The following is an 18672-nucleotide window of genomic DNA, read 5'->3' as shown; positions in this document are numbered from 1 at the left end:
CGTCACGGATTGCCCGGCCGGCGCCGCGTGGCGCCGGTTCCTTCCCCTTCGAGTCAGCCGATCAGGTCGCGCAATGCCGCGACGAGCGCGTCGCATTCGGCGTCGGTGCCGACGGTGATGCGCAAATGCTGGTCGATGCGCGGCGCCCGGAAGTGCCGTACGAAAATTTCCCGATCCTTCAGCTTCGCCGCGATCGTGCCCGCATCGTGCGCGGGATGACGCGCGAACACGAAATTCGCGGCCGACGGCACGACGTCGAAACCGAGTGACTCGAGCGCGTGCGTGAGCCGCGCGCGGCTGTCGATCACGCGCCGGCAGGTCGCATCGAAGTAGTCGGTGTCTTCGTATGCCGCTTGCGCGGCGACCTGCGCGAGCCGGTCGAGCGGATACGAATTGAAGCTGTCCTTCACACGATTCAATGCGTCGATCAACGCCGCATCGCCGAACGCGAAGCCGACGCGCATGCCCGCCAGCGAGCGCGCCTTCGACGTCGTGTGCACGACGAGGAGGTTCGGATGGCGGTCGATCAGCGTGATCGCCGATTGCGCGCCGAAATCGACGTACGCCTCGTCGATCAACACGACCGACGACGGGTTCGCGGCCGCGATCCGCTCGATGTCCGCGAGCGGCAACGCGCGCCCGGTCGGCGCGTTCGGGTTCGGAAACAGCACGCCGCCCGCATCGTCGAGATAGTCTTCGACCCGGATCGAGAAGTCGTCCGCGAGCGGCACGATTGCGGTCTCTACGCCGTACAGGCGCGCATAGGTCGGGTAGAAGCTGTACGAGATGTCGGGAAAGCGCAGCGGCCGGTCATGCTTGAGCAGCGCCTGGAATGCGTGTGCGAGCACCTCGTCGGAGCCGTTGCCGACGAAGACCTGCCCGGGCTTGATCCGATGATGCGCGGCGACCGTCTCGCGCAGTGCACGCGCGAGCGGGTCGGGATAGCGGCGCAGCGTGTCGCCGGTGTCGCCGAGTTCGCGGGTGATCGCCGCGACGACGCGCGGCGAGGGCGGATAGGGATTCTCGTTGGTGTTCAGCTTGACGGGATGTGCGAGCGCGGGCTGTTCGCCCGGCACGTAAGGCACGAGTTGCTGAACGACGTCGCTCCAGTAACGGCTCACCGCTTGGCTCCTGACGGGCAAAAACGACCAGATTACCGCATGTGGCGGTTGCGGTGCGTGATCGCGCACGAAGCAGTCGCCGCCCGGCGCCGCCGGACGGCACGTTGCACCATGCCGGTGCGATGCGGATTCAGTTGCGATGCAGCTGCATCGTCGCGCGGTCGAGTTCGCCCTTGACGACCATCGGCATCACGGCGAGCGCGCGCTCGATCGATGCGTCGATCACGTCCTGCTCCTCGCGGCGCGGCGGCTTCAGCACGAAGTTCGCGACGTCGGGCTTCGCGCCGGCGCGCGCGCCTTCCGGGATCAGATCGCGCGGATGGCCGATGCCGATGCGCAGGCGCCAATACTGCTGCGACGACAGATGCGCGGTGATGTCCTTCAGGCCGTTGTGGCCGCCGCTGCCGCCGCCGAGCTTCAGCTTCACCGTGCCGGGCGGCAGATCGAGTTCGTCGTGGGCGACGAGGATCTGGTCGGGCAGGATCTTGAAGAAACTCGCGAGCGCGACGACCGACTGGCCGGAGCGGTTCATGTAGGTTTGCGGCTCGAGCAGGTGCACTTCCTCGCCGTGCAGGCGCGCTTTCGCGTAAAAGCCATGGAAGCGGCGCTCGTCGCGCAGCGTCGCGCCGGCTTCGCGGGCGAGCTGGTCGATCAGCCAGAAGCCGGCGTTGTGGCGCGTCGCGGTGTATTCCGCCCCGGGATTGCCGAGGCCGACGATCAGTTTGATCATGACGTTTCGTAGGCGGCAGCGCCCGCCTGGGCGCAGAAAAAGAAAAACCCGCCGGGCAAGCCGCGGCGGGTTGCGTCGACCGTTTCTCGAAACGGATCGATCGGGCGCGTAGGCGGCCGCTTAGGCAGCCGGCGTTTCGCCTTCGCCTGCTGCGTCCGACACGGCGCCAGCCGGGACCGTCGCCGATGCGATGACCGGGTTTTCCGCGTCGACGTGCGCGACCAGCGTCACGCCCTTCGGCAGTGCGATGTCCTTCGCGTGCAGCGACTGACCTGCTTCGATCTTCGACAGATCGACTTCGAGGAATTCCGGCAGAGCCGACGGCAGGCACTCGACTTCGATTTCCGTCGCGACGTGCGAGACGATTGCGCTCGACAGCTTCACTGCCGGGCTGACTTCAGCGTTCAGGAAGTGCAGCGGCACCTTCGTGTGCAGCTTCTTCTTCGCGTCGACGCGCTGGAAGTCCACGTGCAGCACGAGTTGCTTGAACGGGTGGTATTGCACGTCGCGCAGCAGAACCTGTTGCGACTGGCCAGCGATTTCCAGGTCGAGGATCGACGAGTGGAAGGCTTCCTTCTTCAGTGCGTGCCACAGCGCGTTGTGATCCAGTTCGATCTTTTGCGGGGCTGCTTCGCCACCGTAGACGATACCCGTGGTCTTACCGGCGTTGCGCAGGCGGCGGCTCGCACCCGTACCTTGCTGTTGGCGCTCGAAAGCGACGACTTTCATGTGATTCTCCATTAGCTGCCCGCGACCAGGCAGTAAAACGGGGCCGGCGAAATGGCGGCCCCCGATGAAACGGACGGGGCTTCGTCTATCCCGTCCGATTGTGCAAAAAGCGAAGCGTTGCCGCTTCGCTTTCCGCGCATGCTATATCGTGTCGTTCCGCGATCAGGATTCCGCGAACAGCGACATCACCGAGTCGCCGCGGCGAATCCGCGAGAACGTTTCGGCCAGCAGGCTCGCGCTCGTCAGCGAGCGGATCTTCGAGCAGGCCAGCGATTCGGCCGACAGCGGGATCGTATCGGTGACGACCAGCTCGTCGAGTGCCGATGCGGCGATACGCTCGGCGGCGCCACCCGACAGCACCGGGTGCGTCGCGTACGCGAACACCTGCTTCGCACCGCGATCCTTCAGCACTTGCGCTGCCTTGCAGAGCGTGCCGGCCGTGTCGACCATGTCGTCCATGATCACGCAGGTGCGGCCTTCGACTTCACCGATGATGTTCATCACTTCGGCGACGTTCGCCTTCGGACGACGCTTGTCGATGATCGCGAGATCGCAGTTGAGCTGCTTCGCGAGTGCCCGGGCACGGACCACGCCGCCGACGTCCGGCGACACGACGAGCAGATCCGAGTAGTTCTGCTTGCGCAGGTCGCCCAGCAGGATCGGCGTTGCGTAGATGTTGTCGACCGGGATGTCGAAGAAGCCTTGAATCTGGTCGGCGTGCAGATCCATCGTGATGATCCGCTCGACGCCGGCGATTTCCAGCATGTTCGCGATGACCTTCGCCGAGATCGCGACGCGCGCCGAACGCGGGCGGCGGTCCTGGCGGGCATAGCCGAAGTAGGGGATGGCTGCGGTGATCCGGCCGGCGGACGCGCGCTTGAGCGCGTCGACCATGATCATCAGTTCCATCAGGTTGTCGTTCGTCGGCGCGCACGTGGATTGCAGGACGAAGACGTCCTTGCCGCGCACGTTTTCCTGGATCTCGACCTGGATCTCGCCGTCGGAGAAACGGCTGACCATTGCTTTGCCGAGGGGAATTCCAAGGATATTGACGACTTCCTGGGCGAGCGCGGGATTCGCGTTGCCAGTAAAGACCATCAGGCCATCATGGCTGTGGCTGCTCATCGTGCACCTGCTTCAGGCTTAGGCGGGAAATGCGGGAAAATTTTTGGCAGGGGAGGAAGGACTCGAACCCTCGCATGCCGGAATCAAAATCCGGTGCCTTGACCAACTTGGCGACTCCCCTACACTCAACTGATAACTTCACCGGACTTGTAGGCCATCCGATAAAGCGAAACTTCATGACGCGAAAGCGAAGAGCGGATGCTCGTTCAGACTCTCGGCAACTGCACCGTTCCAACCGGTGGGCAGCTTGGCTTGCGCCGCTTCTGCCTCGTGCCTGCTATGAAACGCTGCAAACACGCTTGCTCCGGAGCCGGTCATCCTCGCGGGGGTCACATTATACAACCATTTGACCACCTGCGCAACTTCCGCGTACTTACTTGTCACAACTTGCTGCATGTCGTTCCGGCCGAAGCTGTCTGGCCATCCCGCATCGCTGTTTTGCTGTGCAAGAAAGTCCGTAATTGTGACTCGCTTCGTATCTCTTGTCAACAACTCGTCTGAAAAAATTTCAGCGGTTGGGACATGAACTCGCGGCGTTACGACCAAGAACCAGCGAGTCGGCAATTCTACCTCAGCTAATTCTTCTCCGATACCCTCTGCGAACGCATTTTTTCCAAACACGAAAAACGGGACGTCCGCGCCGAGTTTCACTGCGAGCGACTGCAGTTCCGCGCGCGGCAGATCGAGCTGCCACAGACGGTTCAGCGCGAGCAGCGTCGTCGCCGCGTCGGAGCTGCCGCCGCCGAGGCCCGCGCCCATCGGCAGGCGCTTGTCGATCTCGATGTCGACGCCGGCCGTGGTGCCCGTGTGCGTTTTCAGCAGGTTGGCCGCGCGCACGACGAGGTCGCATTCCTCGGGCACGCCAGGCACGTCGGTGACGCGTGCGACGCGACCGTCGTCGCGCAGCGTGAAGTGCAGCGTATCGCCCCAGTTCAGCAACTGGAACACGCTCTGCAGATCGTGATAGCCGTTCGGTCGACGGCCGGTGATGTGCAGGAACAGGTTGAGTTTCGCGGGCGCAAGGCAGTTGCGCAGCGAGCGGGTCGAATCGGTCATGCGTATGTCGGGGCTAGGTTGCGTGCTTACTGGTCGAGCACGAGCTTGATGTCGAGCGGCGGCGTCGCGCGCACGAGGTTCACGCGTTTGACGCCCGTGGCCGGTGCGTCCGCGTAGGCAAGATAGTCGATCGTCCAGCCGTCCTGGCGGATCTGTTTCACGTGCGTCGTGTCCGCCGGGTCGCGCACCGTCTGCGCGGGCGTGGCGGGCGCGGGCGTCGGCAGCAGCCAATAGCGCAGACCGGCCAGCGGCAGCGAGAAGCCGAGCGTGTTCTGCATCAGCTCGCCGACGTCCGTCGCGTATTGCGGCTGGCGGTTCGGCAGTTCGAGCGATGCGGCCTGCGGCGTCGATTTCACGACGGCGAGCGTCTGGCCGAGCGGGCTGCGCAGTTCGAGCGATACGTCGTCGCCGTGCTCCTGCCAGTCGAAGTTGCCGTACACGTTTTGCGGTCGGCCGAGGCGGTCGCTGTACTGCACCGCGAAGCGGCCGTGATACGCATGTGTCGCGGCCGTCTGCAGCACGGCGCCCGACGGCGCATTCGCCGACGGCGGCGTGCTCGCGCAGCCGGCGAGCGCGAGCGCGGCGCCGGCCGCGGCCAGCGTGCGCAGCGCGCGGGAAGACGGAGAAGGCATCGGGAACATCCGCATCACAGGCCGTTGACCTGCAGGCGCTTGAGCGTCTGCACGAGCGTGTCGTTGTCGGGTTCGAGCTTCTGCGCGGCACGCCACGCGACACGCGCGTCGTCCTGCGCGCCGCTCTTCCACAGCACTTCGCCGAGGTGCGCGCCGATCTCGGCGTTCGGCTGCAGCTCGTACGCGCGCCGCAGCACCTTCGCCGCGCCGGCCGTGTCGCCCATCCGGTACTTCACCCAGCCGAGGCTGTCCATGATGTAGGCGTCGTTCGGCGCGAGCGACAGTGCCTTGTCGATCAGCTTGCTGGCCTCGGGCAGGCGCTGGTTGCGGTCGGCCAGCGAATAGCCGAGCGCGTTGTACGCCTGCGGGTTGTCGGGCTGCGTGCGGATCAGTTCGCGCAGCTGCTTTTCCATCGCCGCATAGTGGCCGGTTTTCTCGGCCGCCATTGCGTAGTCGTAGCGCAGGTCCGGGTCGTCCGGGAAGTCCTGGACTGCCTGTGCGAGCCGCGCCTCGGCTTCCGGATAGCGCTTCGCGGTGAACAGGATCGATGCATCGGTGCGTGCAACCACGGCCGCATCGCGCGGGTCGCTGATCGGCAGGTCGTCGAGCACCTTGCGCGCTTCGTCGGTCTTGCCCTGTTTCTGCAGCAGCTGCGCGCGCGTGATCTGGGCGGGCAGGTAGTGCTGGCTCGTCTGGTCGACCTTGTCGAGCCATTGCGACGCCTGCGCGTCGTTGCCCTGCTCGATCGCGATCTGCGCGAGGTAGATGTAGCCCTGGCCGACGTCGAGGTTCGGCTGCTTGTCGCCGAGCTGCACGTACTGTTTCAGGTATGCGCTCGCGTCGTCGAGCTTCTTCTGCTGGATCTTGATCAGCGCGAGCGCCATCAACGGTGTCGGATCCTTCGCGTCGAGCTTGCGCATCGTCTCGAACTGCTTTTGCGCGTCGTCGAGACGGTCGTCGGCGAGATAGAGCTGCGACAGCGCGAGCCGTGCATCGCGCGACTTCGGATTCTGCTGAACATATTTCTCGAACGACGCGATGCCCGTCGCGCGCTCGGCGGGGCCCATCTGCGACAGCATCAGCGCCGCCGGCAGATAGTCGGGGCGGATCTGCAGCGCCTGCTTCAGCGACTGCGCCGCGCCTTCCTTGTCGTCGACCGCGAGTTGCTGCCGCGCGATCGCGAGCTGCGCCTCGGGGCGGTTCATGTCGTTCTTCAACATGTCCTTCAGCACCGCGAGGCCGCCGACGCGGTCGGAGCCGCGCACCAGCAGTGCCTGCAGCGCGAGGATCGCGGGGCCGCGCGTCTCGCCGGTCGCGCGGGCCAGTTCGCGCGCGAGCATCGGCTGCGCGTCGGCCGGCTTGCCGGCGAGCACGAGCAGCGCGGCGTCGACTTGCGAAGCGCGGTTCGAATCGGGCGCGTACTGGCGCCACAGATTGGCCGCGGACAGCGCATCGGCCGGACTTTGCGCGCCGAGCGCGATCTCGGTCGCACGCTGCGCCATGCGCGGATCGCGCGTGTCGCGGGCGAGCGCGAGGTAGGTCTGGTAGGCCGGCGCCGGCTGGTTGCGCTGAAGTGCCACCTCGGCGGCCAGCACCTGGTAGACGATCTGGCTCGTCAGCGGGACTCCGGGGAGATCCTTCTTCTCGTCCGGCATGACGTGCTCGAACGCGCCCTGCGGCTCCGCGTCGTCCGATGCCGGATCCTGCGCGTGAGCCGGGAAGGCGGTGAGGGTCCACGCGGCGAACAGCGCGGCGCCGAGCGCACGGCGGACCGGGAAGGCGCGCGCGCCGCGCGCGGCGGCGGGGCGCTTCAGAAGCAGCTTCGAGGGCAAGGTCATGGAAATCCGTTCGATGTTTCAACCGATTGTAACGCGCTCGCTACAATACACGCACGATCGTAAATCCAGCTTAAGACCCGCAGAACATGCCAGAGTTGCCAGAAGTCGAAGTCACGCGCCGGGGCATCGCGCCCTTTGTCGCGGGCCGCCGCGTCGAGCGTGTCGACGTCCGTACCGCGATGCTGCGCTGGCCCGTGCCGGCGGGGCTTGCCGAGCAATTGCGCGCGCGCGAGGTGCTCGCCGTCGAGCGTCGCGGCAAGTATCTGCTGTTCGAGGTCGACGCAGGCTGGTTCATCGTTCACCTGGGGATGACGGGCACGCTGCGCGTGCTGCCCGCGGCCGGCGTGCCGGTCGCCGCGAAACACGACCACATCGACTGGATCTTCGACGAATTCGTGCTGCGGTTCCGCGATCCGCGTCGTTTCGGCGCGGTGCTGTGGCACCCGCGCGAAGCGGGCGACGTGCATGCGCATCCGCTGCTCGCGAGCCTCGGCGTGGAGCCGTTCTCGCCGGCGTTTACCGGCGCGCTGCTGCACGCGCGCACGCGCGGCCGCACGGTGTCGGTCAAGCAGGCGCTGCTGGCGGGCGACATGGTCGTCGGCGTCGGCAACATCTATGCATCGGAGAGCCTGTTTCGCGCGGGCATTCGGCCGACGACCGCCGCCGGCAAGGTATCGCTGCCGCGCTACGAGCGGCTGGCCGACGCGGTGCGCGCGACGCTCGCCGATGCGATCGAGCGCGGCGGCAGCACGCTGCGCGATTTCGTCGGCAGTAACGGCGAAAGCGGCTACTTCCAGCTCGACTGCTTCGTCTATGACCGGGCGGGGCTGCCTTGCCGCACCTGCGGCACGCCGATTCGCCAGATCGTGCAGGGCCAGCGCTCGACCTATTTCTGCCCGACCTGCCAGCGTTGAGTCGCGCGTTGCAACCTCTTTCCAAAGATTCGAACACTTGAAGCCGCCCCGCATTGCTCCCTCTCCGTTCCCCGTCACACCGCTGCATCGCACGTTCGCCACGCGCCTGATCGCGTGGCAGCGCGTGCACGGCCGCCACGACCTGCCGTGGCAGAACACCCGCGATCCCTACCGGATCTGGCTGTCGGAAATCATGCTGCAGCAGACGCAGGTCTCGACCGTCGTCCCGTATTACACGCGCTTTCTCGAACGCTTTCCCGACGTCGTCGCGCTCGCGGCCGCGCCGTCGGACGACGTGATGGCGCTGTGGGCCGGGCTCGGCTACTACTCGCGCGCGCGCAACCTGCATCGCTGTGCACAGGTGGTCGTTGCCGAGCATGGCGGCGTGTTTCCGTCGACGCCGGAAGGGCTCGCTGAACTGCCGGGTATCGGCCGTTCGACGGCAGCGGCGATTGCGTCGTTCGCGTACGGCGCGCGCGCGACGATCCTCGACGGCAACGTGAAGCGCGTGCTCGCGCGGGTGTTTGGCGTCGAAGGCTTTCCGGGCGAGAAGCGCGTCGAGAACGACATGTGGGCGCTGGCGGAATCGCTGCTGCCGGATGCCGCGAACGCGGCCGACGTGAGCGCGTATACGCAGGGGCTGATGGATCTCGGCGCGACGCTTTGCGTGCGCGGCAAGCCGGATTGCGCGCGCTGCCCGTTCGCGGGCGACTGCGTCGCGCAATCGACGGGGCGTCAGCGCGAACTGCCGGCCGCGCGGCCGAAGAAGGCCGTGCCGACGCGCAAGACCTGGATGCTCGTGCTGCGCGACGGCGACGCCGTGTTGCTCGAGCGGCGTCCGCCGGCCGGCATCTGGGGCGGCCTCTGGTGCCTGCCGCAGGCGGACGGCGACGCGGCACTCGCGGAACTCGCACGCGGCTTCGGCGGTGGCGGGCCGGTGCCGCTCGCGCCGTTCACGCACACGTTCACGCATTTTCGGCTCGAGATCGAGCCGCGGCTGAGCGATGTGGCGAACGGCGGGCCGCCGCTCGCGCACGCGCAGGACGCCGAGACCGCGTGGGTGCCGTTGGCCGGGCTCGATGCGTACGGCGTGCCGGCGCCCGTGCGCAAGCTGCTCGATGCGTTGAGCGGGCCGCTGCTGTAGAGAAAGAAGGAAGGGGAAGGGCGCGGCGCGGACCGCGCTTACCGAAGCGCCGGATCGCCGCGCTCATCTTGCCCGCGAGGATGATTCACTCTGCGCGCTGCTGCGATGTGCGGCCGCGGCTTACAGCCATCCGTGCCGGTCGAGCACGTGGTGCACGGCATCGATCCGCGCGCCGACGTCAGGAAATTCCATCAATTTCTGCCGCGCACGCAGGTCGAGCGGCAGCAGTTCAGCGAGGCGGTTCGATACCCAGCTCGGGTCGTCGAGGCGGAACGGTTCGCAAAACGGCATCTTGTCCGGTTCGGATTTCTTCAGCGCGTCGATGATGCGCTCCAGCACCTCGGCGCACGAGCCGAATTGCGCGAGCGCCTGTTCGCCTTCGAGCGGGATGTCGTCGGGTAGCGGTTCCGCGATCCCGACCAGCAGCCCGTTGCCTTCGACGCGATAGGACAGCAGCTCGAATCGCTGCGTACCGATCGCCTGCAGGTACAGCATGCCGAATTCGCCGGTGTCGCACTCGGTGATGCGCGCCATGCAGCCGATCGTCTCGGGCACCGACACGGCGCCGTCCTGCGCGACTTCGGGGCCGCTCTTCAACAGGCACACGCCGAACGGCGCATCGTCGCGCAGGCATGCGCGCGCCATGTCGAGATAGCGCGCCTCGAACACCTTGAGCGGCAGCCAGCCACCGGGGAACAGCACCGTGTGCAGCGGAAACAGCGGCAGGTCGATCAGGGTGGTCGATAGCGTGGACATGGCGCACCGGCAAGAGGGCGGTGTCGCTAAGGTCGTTCGACCTCGGTGACGAGCCGCGACGACGCGTCGACATCCACGGGCGCGTCACGATGCCGCACGATCACGTTCGCATCGTGCGCGAGGCGCGCGGCGAGCGTTTCCGCGATGAACACCGAGCGATGCTGACCGCCCGTGCAGCCGATGGCGACGGTCAGGTAGCTGCGGTTGTCTTCGCGAAAGTGCGGCAGCCATTTCGTCAGGAACGCATGGATGTCGTCGATCATCTGGTGGACGATCGGCAGTGCGTCCAGAAAGGCGATGACCGGCTGGTCCAGCCCGGTGAGCGGGCGCAGCTCATGGTCGTAGTACGGATTCGGCAGCGCGCGCACGTCGAACATCAGGTCGGCATCGAGCGGCACGCCGCGCTTGAAGCCGAACGACTCGAACATCACCATCAGGTCGTTGTTCTTCTGGTCGATGAAGCGCTTGACCCACGTGCGTAGAACGTTCGCGCGCAGCGTGCTCGTATCGATCTGATGGCCGAATTCGGCGAGCGGTGCCACGAGCTCGCGCTCGCGCTCGATCGCTTCCTCGAGCGACGACAGCAGCCCGACGTTCGCGTCGTGCGACGGCGAGCCCGACAGCGGATGGCGCCGGCGCGTTTCGGAGAAGCGCTGGATCAGCGCCTGCGTGCTCGCGTTGAGGAACAGCACGCGGACATCGTGCTCGAGCGACAGCGCGCGGATCAGGCCGGGCATTTCGTCCAGCGACGCGCTCGAACGCGCGTCGATCGCGACCGCAAGCCGGTGCTGGCCGCCGTCGGCCAGGTAGCGGGCGAGTTCGGGAAGCACGTGCGGCGGCAGGTTGTCGACGCAGTAGTAGCCTGCGTCTTCGAGCGCGTTCAGCGCGACGGACTTGCCTGAGCCGGAGATGCCGGTGATGAGGACGATGCGCATGGGAAGCAGAGAATCCTGACGTTTCATCATAGCACCGGCTCGACGCGTCGGCGCTTCGAGGCCGGCGCCGGGGCGTTACACGAGCTTGCCGGGGAACTGGCTGTCGGGATCCTGCATCGCGAGCCGTTGCCGATCCATGAAATCCCGCAACGTGTCGATGCCGCGCAACTGCAGGATCGTGTTCCGCACGGCCGCCTCGACGAGCACCGCGAGGTTGCGGCCGGCCGCCACCTGGATCGTGACCTTGCTGATCGGCAGGCCGAGCACGTCGACCGTCTGGCTTTCCAGCGGCAGCCGCTGGAATTCGCCGTCCGGGCGGCGCACGAGTTGGACGATCAGCTTCAGCTTCATTTTCCGGCGCACCGCGGTTTCACCGAAGATCGTCTTGATGTCGAGCAGACCGAGGCCGCGCACTTCGAGCAGGTTCTGCAGCAGCGGCGGGCAACGCCCTTCGACGAAATCGGGGCCAAGTCGGACGAAGTCGACGGCATCGTCGGCGACGAGGCCGTGGCCGCGGCTGATGAGTTCGAGGCCGAGTTCGCTCTTGCCGAGGCCGGAGTCGCCGGTGAGCAGCACGCCCATCCCGAGGATGTCGAGGAACACGCCATGCAGCGTCGCGCGCGGCGCCAAGATGCGCGACATGTAGAGCCGCAGGCTGTCGATCACCGCGGCGGCCGACATCGGCGTCGTGAACAGCGGCGTGGACGAGCGCGTGCAGCGCAGCACGAGTTCCGGCGGCGCCGCGGCACCGCCGGCGACGACGAGGAACGGAGGCTCGAGGGCAATCAGCTCGGCCATGTGGCGTGAACGGTCTTCGTCGGTCTGCCGCTGGTAGTAGTCGATTTCGGCTTCGCCGAGCACCTGGATCCGGTTCGGGTGGATCAGGTTCAGGTGGCCGACGAGGTCGGCGCTCGACGTTGCGTTGCCGACGGTGTCGGCCGAAAAACCGCGCTCCCAGCCTTCATGCCCCGTCAGCCAGCTCAGCTTCAGCGTGGCCGCGTTGTCGTCGAAGATGCTCTGGGCGTTGATGCTGGACGTATCCATGACTCTCGTCACTCCAATGGGCCGGTGTGCAGGCGCGCGGCGACGGACGTCGCCATGCCGGGCGGCCCTGGACGGCGGCGCGTGCCGCGTCGTACCGGAAAAATTCCGCCCGGATCAACTCAAGGTTGCCACTGAGTGAGCAGGCGATGCAACTCGGCGATATCCGTTTCGTTGTGCAGACGCTCGCGCGCGTCGCGATCGGACAGCAGTTGCGCGATTTCCGACAGGATTTCGAGGTGCTGCTGGGTAGCTTGCTCGGGAACGAGCAGGAAAATCAGGAGACCGACGGGCTGGCCGTCGGGCGCTTCGAACGGGATCGCGTCGGCCAGCCGCACGAACGCGGCGAGCGGGTGCTTGAGCCCCTTGATGCGCCCGTGCGGAATCGCGACGCCTTCGCCGAGCCCGGTCGAGCCGAGGCGCTCGCGCGCGAACAGGTTGTCCGTGACGGTGCTGCGGGCGATGCCGTTCTGATTCTCGAAGATCAGCCCGGCTTGTTCGAAGACGCGTTTCTTGCTGGTGACGGAGAGGTCGATGACGACGTTCTCTATGGGCAGGATTTTGGCTAGGCGATTCATGTTGGCAGGCGATTGGGCGGCCTGGGGTCTCCTTGCGGCGGCAGACTGATTTTCCATGTTCGGCGATATCAAGGCGTTCGGCATCGGAAACCTGCGAGGCAGCTACCGCACCCAACGCCCCCCGGCGATAACCGGGACATTATAGAGCACAGCCGCGTGCATGGCGCGGCATGGACGGACCGGTCGCACCACTGCCGCTCGGACACAAAAAAAACGCCCGGCGAACCGGGCGGCGTGTGTATTGCGGTGAACGTTATTGCGGCGGCAGTTCGATCTGGTCGATCGACGGCTGCAGCTTGATCGGGTCGTGCGCATGCGTCTGCAGACGCTCCATGTGCTTGACGACCTGGCGATCCAGCTTGTCGATCAGCAGATCGATTGCAGCGTACAGGTTGCCGTTTGCGCTTTCGACGAAGATGTCCTTGCCCTTCAGATGCAGGTTGATTTCCGCGCGCTGCTGCTTGTCCTTTTCCTTGTGATTGTCGACCGAGAGGATCACAGTGCCATCGATCACCTGATCGCTATGCCGTAGCACCCGGTCCAGCTTGGTGATCACGTATTCGCGAATTGCAGGCGTGACTTCGAGATGATGTCCACTGATCTTCAGGTTCATAGTGCTTCTCCAAGCGAGTGACCACCCGGCCGCATCGAGGCGGCGCTCCGGTCGACTTGCTCCTGCCGCAGGTCGCGGCAAATTCGCGGACAAGTCGCCCGGCCTGTTCCCCGTATGCGCGGTGGCCGGAACACGCCTGCCGCCGGGCAGGCAGCAGGCTTAAAGAGACTTGCGCAGATTCACTGCCGGGATTTTGAGGGCTTCGCGATACTTGGCAACCGTGCGGCGCGCGACCACGAATCCCTGTTCTGCCAGCAGCTCGGCAATGCGGCTGTCCGAAAGTGGCGATTTTGGGTCTTCAGCTCCTATCAGTTGCTTGATCAGGGCTCGGATGGCGGTCGACGATGCGGCGCCTCCGGTGTCGGTCGAAACGTGTGATCCGAAGAAGTACTTAAATTCAAGCGTCCCGAACGGGGTCAGCATGTACTTGCCGGTTGTCACACGGCTGACAGTCGACTCGTGTAGGCCCAGCGTATCAGCTATTTCCCGCAAAACCAAGGGGCGCATGGCAATTTCACCGTGCGCAAAGAAATTCTTCTGACGCTCGACAATAGCCTGCGCGACACGCAGGATCGTGTCGAATCGCTGCTGGATGTTCTTGATCAGCCAGCGTGCTTCCTGGAGCTGCTGTTTCAGCGATCCGGCCGACGGATCGCCGCGGCTGTTGCGCAGGATGTTCGCGTACAGGTTGTTGATCCGCAGGCGCGGCATCACTTCCGGATTGAGTTCCGCGAGCCAGCCCTGGCCGGCCTTTTTCACGATGATGTCGGGCACGACGTAGTCGGCCTCGGCCTTGCCGTATGCGGCGCCGGGGAACGGCTCCAGCGAACGGATCAGCGCGTGCGCGTCGCGCAGCGCGTCGTCGCTCGCCTTCAGATGCTTGCGCAGCCGCGTGAAATCGCGCGCGGCGAGCAACTCGAGATGCTGCGACACGATCTCCAGCGCGAGCGTGCGGGTGGGGGACGGATCGAGTCGCAGCAGCTGCAGCTTCAGGCATTCGGACGCCGAGCGGGCCCCGACCCCGGGCGGATCGAAACTGTGCAGCAGCGCAAGCGCCGCGTTCAGTTCGTCGCAGTCGATTTCCAGTTCCGGCGGCAGGTCGGCGAGGACTTCGTCGAGGGAGGCGGTCAGGTAGCCGTCGTCGTCGAGCGATTCGATCAGGAACATCACGAGCGCGCGATCGCGCGGGCCGGCCTGCGTGACGCGCAATTGCGCGGACAGGTGGTCGCGCAGCGACGTCGCGGCTTCCTGAACCTGCAGCGGCGGGAGGTCGTCGTCGTCCGACGCGCCGCTCGAGCGGCCGAACTCGTCGAGATTCCATTGCGGGCCGTCGCCGGCGTCGCCCGAGGCGTAGCCGTCGTATTCGTCGGCAGCGGCCGGCTCGTCGCGCTCGGCGCGATCGCCCGACTGGCTGCTGCCGTTCACGGCGCCCGGCTCGGCGTTCTGGCCGGCAGGCGTCTGCGCGATCAGCGACCCGTCCGCCGCGACACGCAGCGGGCTCGCGATCCATTCGTCATCGTTCTCGAGCAGCGGATTCTGCGCGACGGCCATCGCGACTTCCTGCTGCAGTTCGAGCGTCGACAGCTGCAGGAGCCGGATCGACTGCTGCAGTTGCGGTGTCAGTGCCAGGTGTTGCGACAGGCGGAGTTGAAGGCTGGCTTTCATGGCAGAGAGGGAGTCATACCGGCAGTTTGCCACGACCCAAGCGCCTTGAGCCATCCGCGATTACGCGCGGCGCGGCGCATGGCCGCAGGCAGGGCCGCCTTGCGGGGCATGCGGGCGCGCCCCCGCGCGGCGACGCCGGCGCCCGGGGCGGCCAGCCAACGGAGGCGTTACATGCGGAAGTGTTCGCCGAGGTACACGCGGCGCACGCTTTCGTTTTCGATGATTTCGCTCGGCGCGCCGGCGGCGAGCACCGAACCGTCGCTGATGATGTATGCGTGGTCGCAGATGCCGAGCGTTTCGCGGACGTTGTGATCGGTAATCAACACGCCGATGTTGCGCTGCTTCAGGAACTTGACGATCTTCTGGATCTCGAGCACCGCGATCGGGTCGACGCCGGCGAACGGCTCGTCGAGCAGGATGAAGTTCGGGTTGGTCGCCAGCGCCCGCGCGATTTCGACGCGACGGCGTTCGCCGCCCGACAGCGACAGCGCCGGGTTCTCGCGCAGGTGGCCGATCTGCAGCTCGTCGAGCAGCGCCTCGGTGCGCGATGCGATTGCGTCCTTCGACAGCCGCTTGCCGTCTTCGCCGTGCTGAAGTTCGAGCACCGCGCGGATGTTTTCCTCGACGGTCAGCTTGCGGAACACCGACGCTTCCTGCGGCAGGTACGACAGGCCGAGCGACGCACGCTTGTGGATCGGCAACAGGCTGATCGAGCTGCCGTTCAGCGAGATCTCGCCCGCATCGGTCGGCACGAGGCCGACGATCATGTAGAACGACGTCGTCTTGCCGGCGCCGTTCGGGCCGAGCAGGCCGACGACTTCGCCGCTCTTCACGTCGAGCGACACGTCCTTGACGACCGTGCGCGAGCCGTAGCGCTTCTTCAGATTGCGGACGACGAGCGAGCTGGTCGTGCCGGCCGGCTGGCGGTTCGGGAGCGCGTTCATTGGCCCGGCGCTCCCTGGATCGTGGTCGACGGCGACAGTTTCGCCGGCGCGCCGTTCAGCGGCCCGGGGCCGCCGTTCTTCGGCGACAGCATCGCGCGCACGCGGCCGTTCGGGTTGCCCGGCGCGGCGACGTCCTTGCCGCCCTTCGCGGTGTAGAAGTCGCGCTGGCCGTCGTACGTGATCACGCTGCCGTGCACGGTGTCGGCGACCGTCGACGTGCCCTGCAGGCGGCGCACGGTCGCGGCGGTCGTCAGCGTCGTCAGGTCCTGCTTGCCGTCGTAGTCGATGCGCTCGGCGTCGCCGTCGATGTATTCGTCGAGACCTTCGCGCTTCTGGCGGAACGTCGCGTGCTTCTTGCCGCTGCCGAACGACGTCGCGTACTGATAGCCTTCGGGATCCTGGCGCACTTCGACGCGGTCGCCCTTGATGATGATCGTGCCTTTCGTGATCACGACGTTGCCGGTCGCGACCGTCACCTGCTTCAGGTCGTCATAGGTCAGGTTGTCCGCCTCGACGTTGATCGGCTTGTTCTGGTCGGCCTTCTCGGCATGGGCGAGCGGCGCCAGCCCGACGAGCGGGAGCGCCACGAGCGTCGCGGCGAGCGCGGCGCGGACGGCGCGCGCAGCGCCGCCGGAATTCTGTCGAGGGAACGGTTCGTTCATGCAGTCACGTGAGGGATGCGTCACCTGGATTGACCTTTCGAGCCGCCGGACGTGTCCGCCGCGGCGATCGTGCCGCGCACGTTGCCGTAAAGCTCGATGACCCGGGTGACGTTGTTGTACTTCATGCCGTCGGTCGCGTTGACGAGCGACAGGCCGCGCTGAAGTTTAACCGGCTTTTCGGTCTGGATCACATCGTCATTGACGAAGATCCGGAAATGCTGGGAATCGGCCTGCATCTGCGGATCGCCGCCGCCGGCCACGCGCAGGATGCGCGCGTCGTCGTACAAATCGACGATCGACACGTCGCCGTTGACGGTGCCGCGCTTCGCGGTGGTCGTCACGACCGGCTTGCCGGGCTGGAACGCGCGCATGGCCGGATCGGTCAGGTCGCTGTTTTCGGTGTCTTCGTAATGGATCAGCTTCGCGGCCGTCAGCCGGTACTGCGTCGTGCCCGTCTGGTCGAGCTCGGTGACCGAGAAGTTGTCCGCGAAATAGTCGGGCGTGTGGCGCTTCGGCTGCACGGTGCCCTCGCCGGGCGGCGGCAGCGTCGCCTGCAGCAGCCACCACGTGATCCCCGCGAGCGCGGCGACCGCGACGAGCGGCAGCAACTGGGTCCAGCGGAAATGCGTGTTCATCCGTCAGGCTCCGCAGGCAGCCGCGAGCAGCGCGTCGTAGCGGCGCTGCGCGCGCAGGATCGCGTCGCAGACTTCGCGCACCGCGCCATGGCCGCCGCGGGCCTCGGCCACCCAGTGCGCGCGGGCGATCACCTCGGGATGCGCGTTGGCCGGTGCCGTCGCGAAGCCGCAGCGGAGCATCACCGGCAGGTCGGGCCAGTCGTCGCCCATGTAGCCGCAGGCGTCGGCGGTGATGCCGAGCGACGCGATCAGGTCGCCGAACACGGCGAGCTTGTCCTCGACGCCCTGGAACAGATGCGCGATCTTCATTTCCTTCGCGCGCGCCGCGACGATGTCCGAGCGGCGGCCGGTGATGATCGCGGTTGCGATGCCGGCTTCGCCGAGCAGCTTCACGCCGTGGCCGTCGAGCGAATTGAACGACTTCATCGCGTCGCCGGCGGCGGTAAACAGCAGGCCGCCGTCGGTCAGCACGCCGTCGACGTCGAAAATCATCAGCTTCACGCGGCTCGCGCGTTCGGCCGCAGTCAACGCTGCGCTCATCAGATCACCTTCTTCGAAAACAGGTCGTGCATGTTCAGCGCGCCGATCAGCACGCCGTCGGCATCGACCACCAGCATCTGGTTGATCCGGTGGCGCTCCATCAGTTCCACGGCTTCGACCGCGAGGTGGTCGGGGCCGATCGTGCGCGGTTCGCGCGTCATCACGTCGACGATCGGCAGCGTGCGGAAATCGCCGTCGCGCGCGAGCACGCGGCGCAGGTCGCCGTCGGTGAAGATGCCGGCCACGCGGCCGTCGGCGCCGACCACGGCGGTCATGCCCAGCCGCTTCGCGGTGATCTGGAACAGCGCGTCCGACAGCGTTGCGTCGAGCCCGACGCGCGGAATGTCGTCGCCCGAGCGCATCACGTCGCGCACATGGGTGAGCAGGCGCCGGCCGAGCGCGCCGCCCGGGTGCGAGCGCGCGAAATCCTCGGAGCCGAAGCCGCGCGCGTCGAGCACCGCGACGGCGAGCGCGTCGCCGAGCGCGAGCGCGGCGGTCGTGCTCGCGGTGGGAGCGAGGTTCAGCGGGCAGGCTTCCTTCGAGACCGCGGCGTTCAGGTTCACGTCGGCGAGCGTGCCGAGGCTCGATTCCGCACGGCCCGTGATCGCGATCAGCTTCGCGCCGATCCGCTTTACGAGCGGCAGGATCGCGACGAGCTCTTCCGACTCGCCGGAATACGAGATGCCGATGAAGACGTCGTCCGACGTGACCATGCCGAGGTCGCCGTGGCTGGCCTCGGCCGGGTGGACGAAGAAGGCCGGCGTGCCGGTGCTCGCGAGCGTGGCCGCGATCTTGCGGGCGATATGCCCCGATTTGCCGATGCCGGAGACCACGACGCGGCCGCGGCAGCCGAGCAGCAGCGCGACGGCCTGGACGAAGTCGCCGTCGAGCTGGTCGCGCAGCGCGCGCACGGCGTCCGCCTCGATGTCGAGCACGTCGCGGGCGAGCGCGAGCGCCCGGTCATCATTGATTTTCGCTATCATGCGCGGAGTATAGCAAAGGCGTTTGTTCGCC

Annotated in this window: 20 protein-coding genes and 1 tRNA gene; 2 read left to right on the top strand and 19 right to left on the bottom strand. The window is 66.5% G+C overall.

Annotation, left to right across the window (positions count from 1 at the left end; genetic code table 11):
• Positions 1 to 53: 53 nt before the first annotated feature.
• The 8 genes from hisC to WS51_RS24365 all read right to left on the bottom strand — a co-directional run bounded on the left by hisC (position 54) and on the right by WS51_RS24365 (position 7231).
• A complete protein-coding gene (hisC, locus tag WS51_RS24400; RefSeq protein WP_059790987.1) occupies positions 54 to 1121 on the bottom strand; it encodes a histidinol-phosphate transaminase in 1068 nt (355 codons plus the stop codon).
• 130 nt (positions 1122 to 1251) lie between these two features.
• Entirely contained in the window at positions 1252 to 1851 is a 600-nt protein-coding gene (gene pth / locus WS51_RS24395) for an aminoacyl-tRNA hydrolase (RefSeq protein WP_059451462.1), read from the bottom strand.
• Positions 1852 to 1971: 120 nt separating this feature from the next.
• On the bottom strand, positions 1972 to 2580 hold the full coding sequence (locus tag WS51_RS24390; RefSeq protein WP_059451461.1) for a 50S ribosomal protein L25/general stress protein Ctc: 609 nt from the start codon (positions 2578 to 2580) through the stop codon (positions 1972 to 1974).
• Positions 2581 to 2742: 162 nt separating this feature from the next.
• Positions 2743 to 3705 (bottom strand): ribose-phosphate pyrophosphokinase, encoded by a 963-nt coding sequence (locus WS51_RS24385; RefSeq protein WP_040142028.1) that lies wholly within the window; start codon positions 3703 to 3705, stop codon positions 2743 to 2745.
• A 44-nt stretch (positions 3706 to 3749) separates the two neighbouring features.
• Positions 3750 to 3826: transfer RNA gene (locus WS51_RS24380), tRNA-Gln, on the bottom strand.
• Positions 3827 to 3879: 53 nt separating this feature from the next.
• Positions 3880 to 4761 carry a 4-(cytidine 5'-diphospho)-2-C-methyl-D-erythritol kinase gene (gene ispE / locus WS51_RS24375; RefSeq protein ID WP_069229872.1) on the bottom strand — a complete coding sequence of 294 codons (882 nt, stop codon included), beginning with the start codon at positions 4759 to 4761 and terminating at the stop codon, positions 3880 to 3882.
• Between the two features lie 26 nt (positions 4762 to 4787).
• A complete protein-coding gene (lolB, locus tag WS51_RS24370; RefSeq protein ID WP_059451459.1) occupies positions 4788 to 5408 on the bottom strand; it encodes a lipoprotein insertase outer membrane protein LolB in 621 nt (206 codons plus the stop codon).
• A complete protein-coding gene (locus WS51_RS24365; protein WP_059507775.1) occupies positions 5408 to 7231 on the bottom strand; it encodes a tetratricopeptide repeat protein in 1824 nt (607 codons plus the stop codon). The genes lolB and WS51_RS24365 overlap by 1 nt, the downstream gene beginning before the upstream one ends.
• An 86-nt stretch (positions 7232 to 7317) precedes the next feature.
• Here WS51_RS24365 and mutM point away from each other — a divergent pair, with 86 nt between their 5' ends.
• Positions 7318 to 8145, top strand: a complete 828-nt coding sequence (gene mutM, locus WS51_RS24360; protein ID WP_059451457.1) for a bifunctional DNA-formamidopyrimidine glycosylase/DNA-(apurinic or apyrimidinic site) lyase — start codon at positions 7318 to 7320, stop codon at positions 8143 to 8145.
• A gap of 37 nt (positions 8146 to 8182) precedes the next feature.
• Positions 8183 to 9289 carry an A/G-specific adenine glycosylase gene (gene mutY, locus WS51_RS24355; protein ID WP_069229871.1) on the top strand — a complete coding sequence of 369 codons (1107 nt, stop codon included), beginning with the start codon at positions 8183 to 8185 and terminating at the stop codon, positions 9287 to 9289.
• 120 nt (positions 9290 to 9409) lie between these two features.
• On the opposite strand, the gene WS51_RS24350 is transcribed toward mutY, so the two are convergent.
• From WS51_RS24350 to kdsD, 11 genes are all read right to left on the bottom strand, one after another.
• Positions 9410 to 10045 (bottom strand): LON peptidase substrate-binding domain-containing protein, encoded by a 636-nt coding sequence (locus WS51_RS24350; protein ID WP_059451455.1) that lies wholly within the window; start codon positions 10043 to 10045, stop codon positions 9410 to 9412.
• A 26-nt stretch (positions 10046 to 10071) separates the two neighbouring features.
• On the bottom strand, positions 10072 to 10980 hold the full coding sequence (gene rapZ / locus WS51_RS24345) for an RNase adapter RapZ (protein WP_059451454.1): 909 nt from the start codon (positions 10978 to 10980) through the stop codon (positions 10072 to 10074).
• Between the two features lie 75 nt (positions 10981 to 11055).
• On the bottom strand, positions 11056 to 12024 hold the full coding sequence (hprK, locus tag WS51_RS24340; RefSeq protein WP_006483133.1) for an HPr(Ser) kinase/phosphatase: 969 nt from the start codon (positions 12022 to 12024) through the stop codon (positions 11056 to 11058).
• A 119-nt stretch (positions 12025 to 12143) separates the two neighbouring features.
• Positions 12144 to 12683: a PTS sugar transporter subunit IIA gene (locus WS51_RS24335; protein WP_059598834.1), complete on the bottom strand. Its 540-nt coding sequence runs from the start codon at positions 12681 to 12683 to the stop codon at positions 12144 to 12146.
• A gap of 169 nt (positions 12684 to 12852) precedes the next feature.
• Positions 12853 to 13212: a ribosome hibernation-promoting factor, HPF/YfiA family gene (gene hpf, locus WS51_RS24330; protein WP_006477786.1), complete on the bottom strand. Its 360-nt coding sequence runs from the start codon at positions 13210 to 13212 to the stop codon at positions 12853 to 12855.
• A 159-nt stretch (positions 13213 to 13371) separates the two neighbouring features.
• Positions 13372 to 14877, bottom strand: a complete 1506-nt coding sequence (locus tag WS51_RS24325) for an RNA polymerase factor sigma-54 (protein WP_059451453.1) — start codon at positions 14875 to 14877, stop codon at positions 13372 to 13374.
• A gap of 167 nt (positions 14878 to 15044) precedes the next feature.
• Positions 15045 to 15821 carry an LPS export ABC transporter ATP-binding protein gene (gene lptB / locus WS51_RS24320; RefSeq protein ID WP_044847462.1) on the bottom strand — a complete coding sequence of 259 codons (777 nt, stop codon included), beginning with the start codon at positions 15819 to 15821 and terminating at the stop codon, positions 15045 to 15047.
• A complete protein-coding gene (gene lptA, locus WS51_RS24315) occupies positions 15818 to 16483 on the bottom strand; it encodes a lipopolysaccharide transport periplasmic protein LptA (protein ID WP_059507771.1) in 666 nt (221 codons plus the stop codon). Before lptA ends, lptB begins: the two co-directional genes overlap by 4 nt.
• 20 nt (positions 16484 to 16503) lie before the next feature.
• Positions 16504 to 17118, bottom strand: a complete 615-nt coding sequence (lptC, locus tag WS51_RS24310) for an LPS export ABC transporter periplasmic protein LptC (RefSeq protein ID WP_059451451.1) — start codon at positions 17116 to 17118, stop codon at positions 16504 to 16506.
• A 3-nt stretch (positions 17119 to 17121) separates the two neighbouring features.
• Entirely contained in the window at positions 17122 to 17658 is a 537-nt protein-coding gene (locus WS51_RS24305; RefSeq protein WP_059451450.1) for a KdsC family phosphatase, read from the bottom strand.
• Complete coding sequence (kdsD, locus tag WS51_RS24300; protein ID WP_059451449.1) at positions 17658 to 18641, bottom strand: arabinose 5-phosphate isomerase KdsD; 984 nt, start codon at positions 18639 to 18641, stop codon at positions 17658 to 17660. Before kdsD ends, WS51_RS24305 begins: the two co-directional genes overlap by 1 nt.
• Between the last annotated feature and the right edge of the window lie 31 nt (positions 18642 to 18672).

It is taken from the genome of Burkholderia territorii (assembly GCF_001718335.1).
Classification (GTDB): domain Bacteria; phylum Pseudomonadota; class Gammaproteobacteria; order Burkholderiales; family Burkholderiaceae; genus Burkholderia; species Burkholderia territorii.
This window is presented reverse-complemented; position numbering and strand designations above follow the sequence as displayed.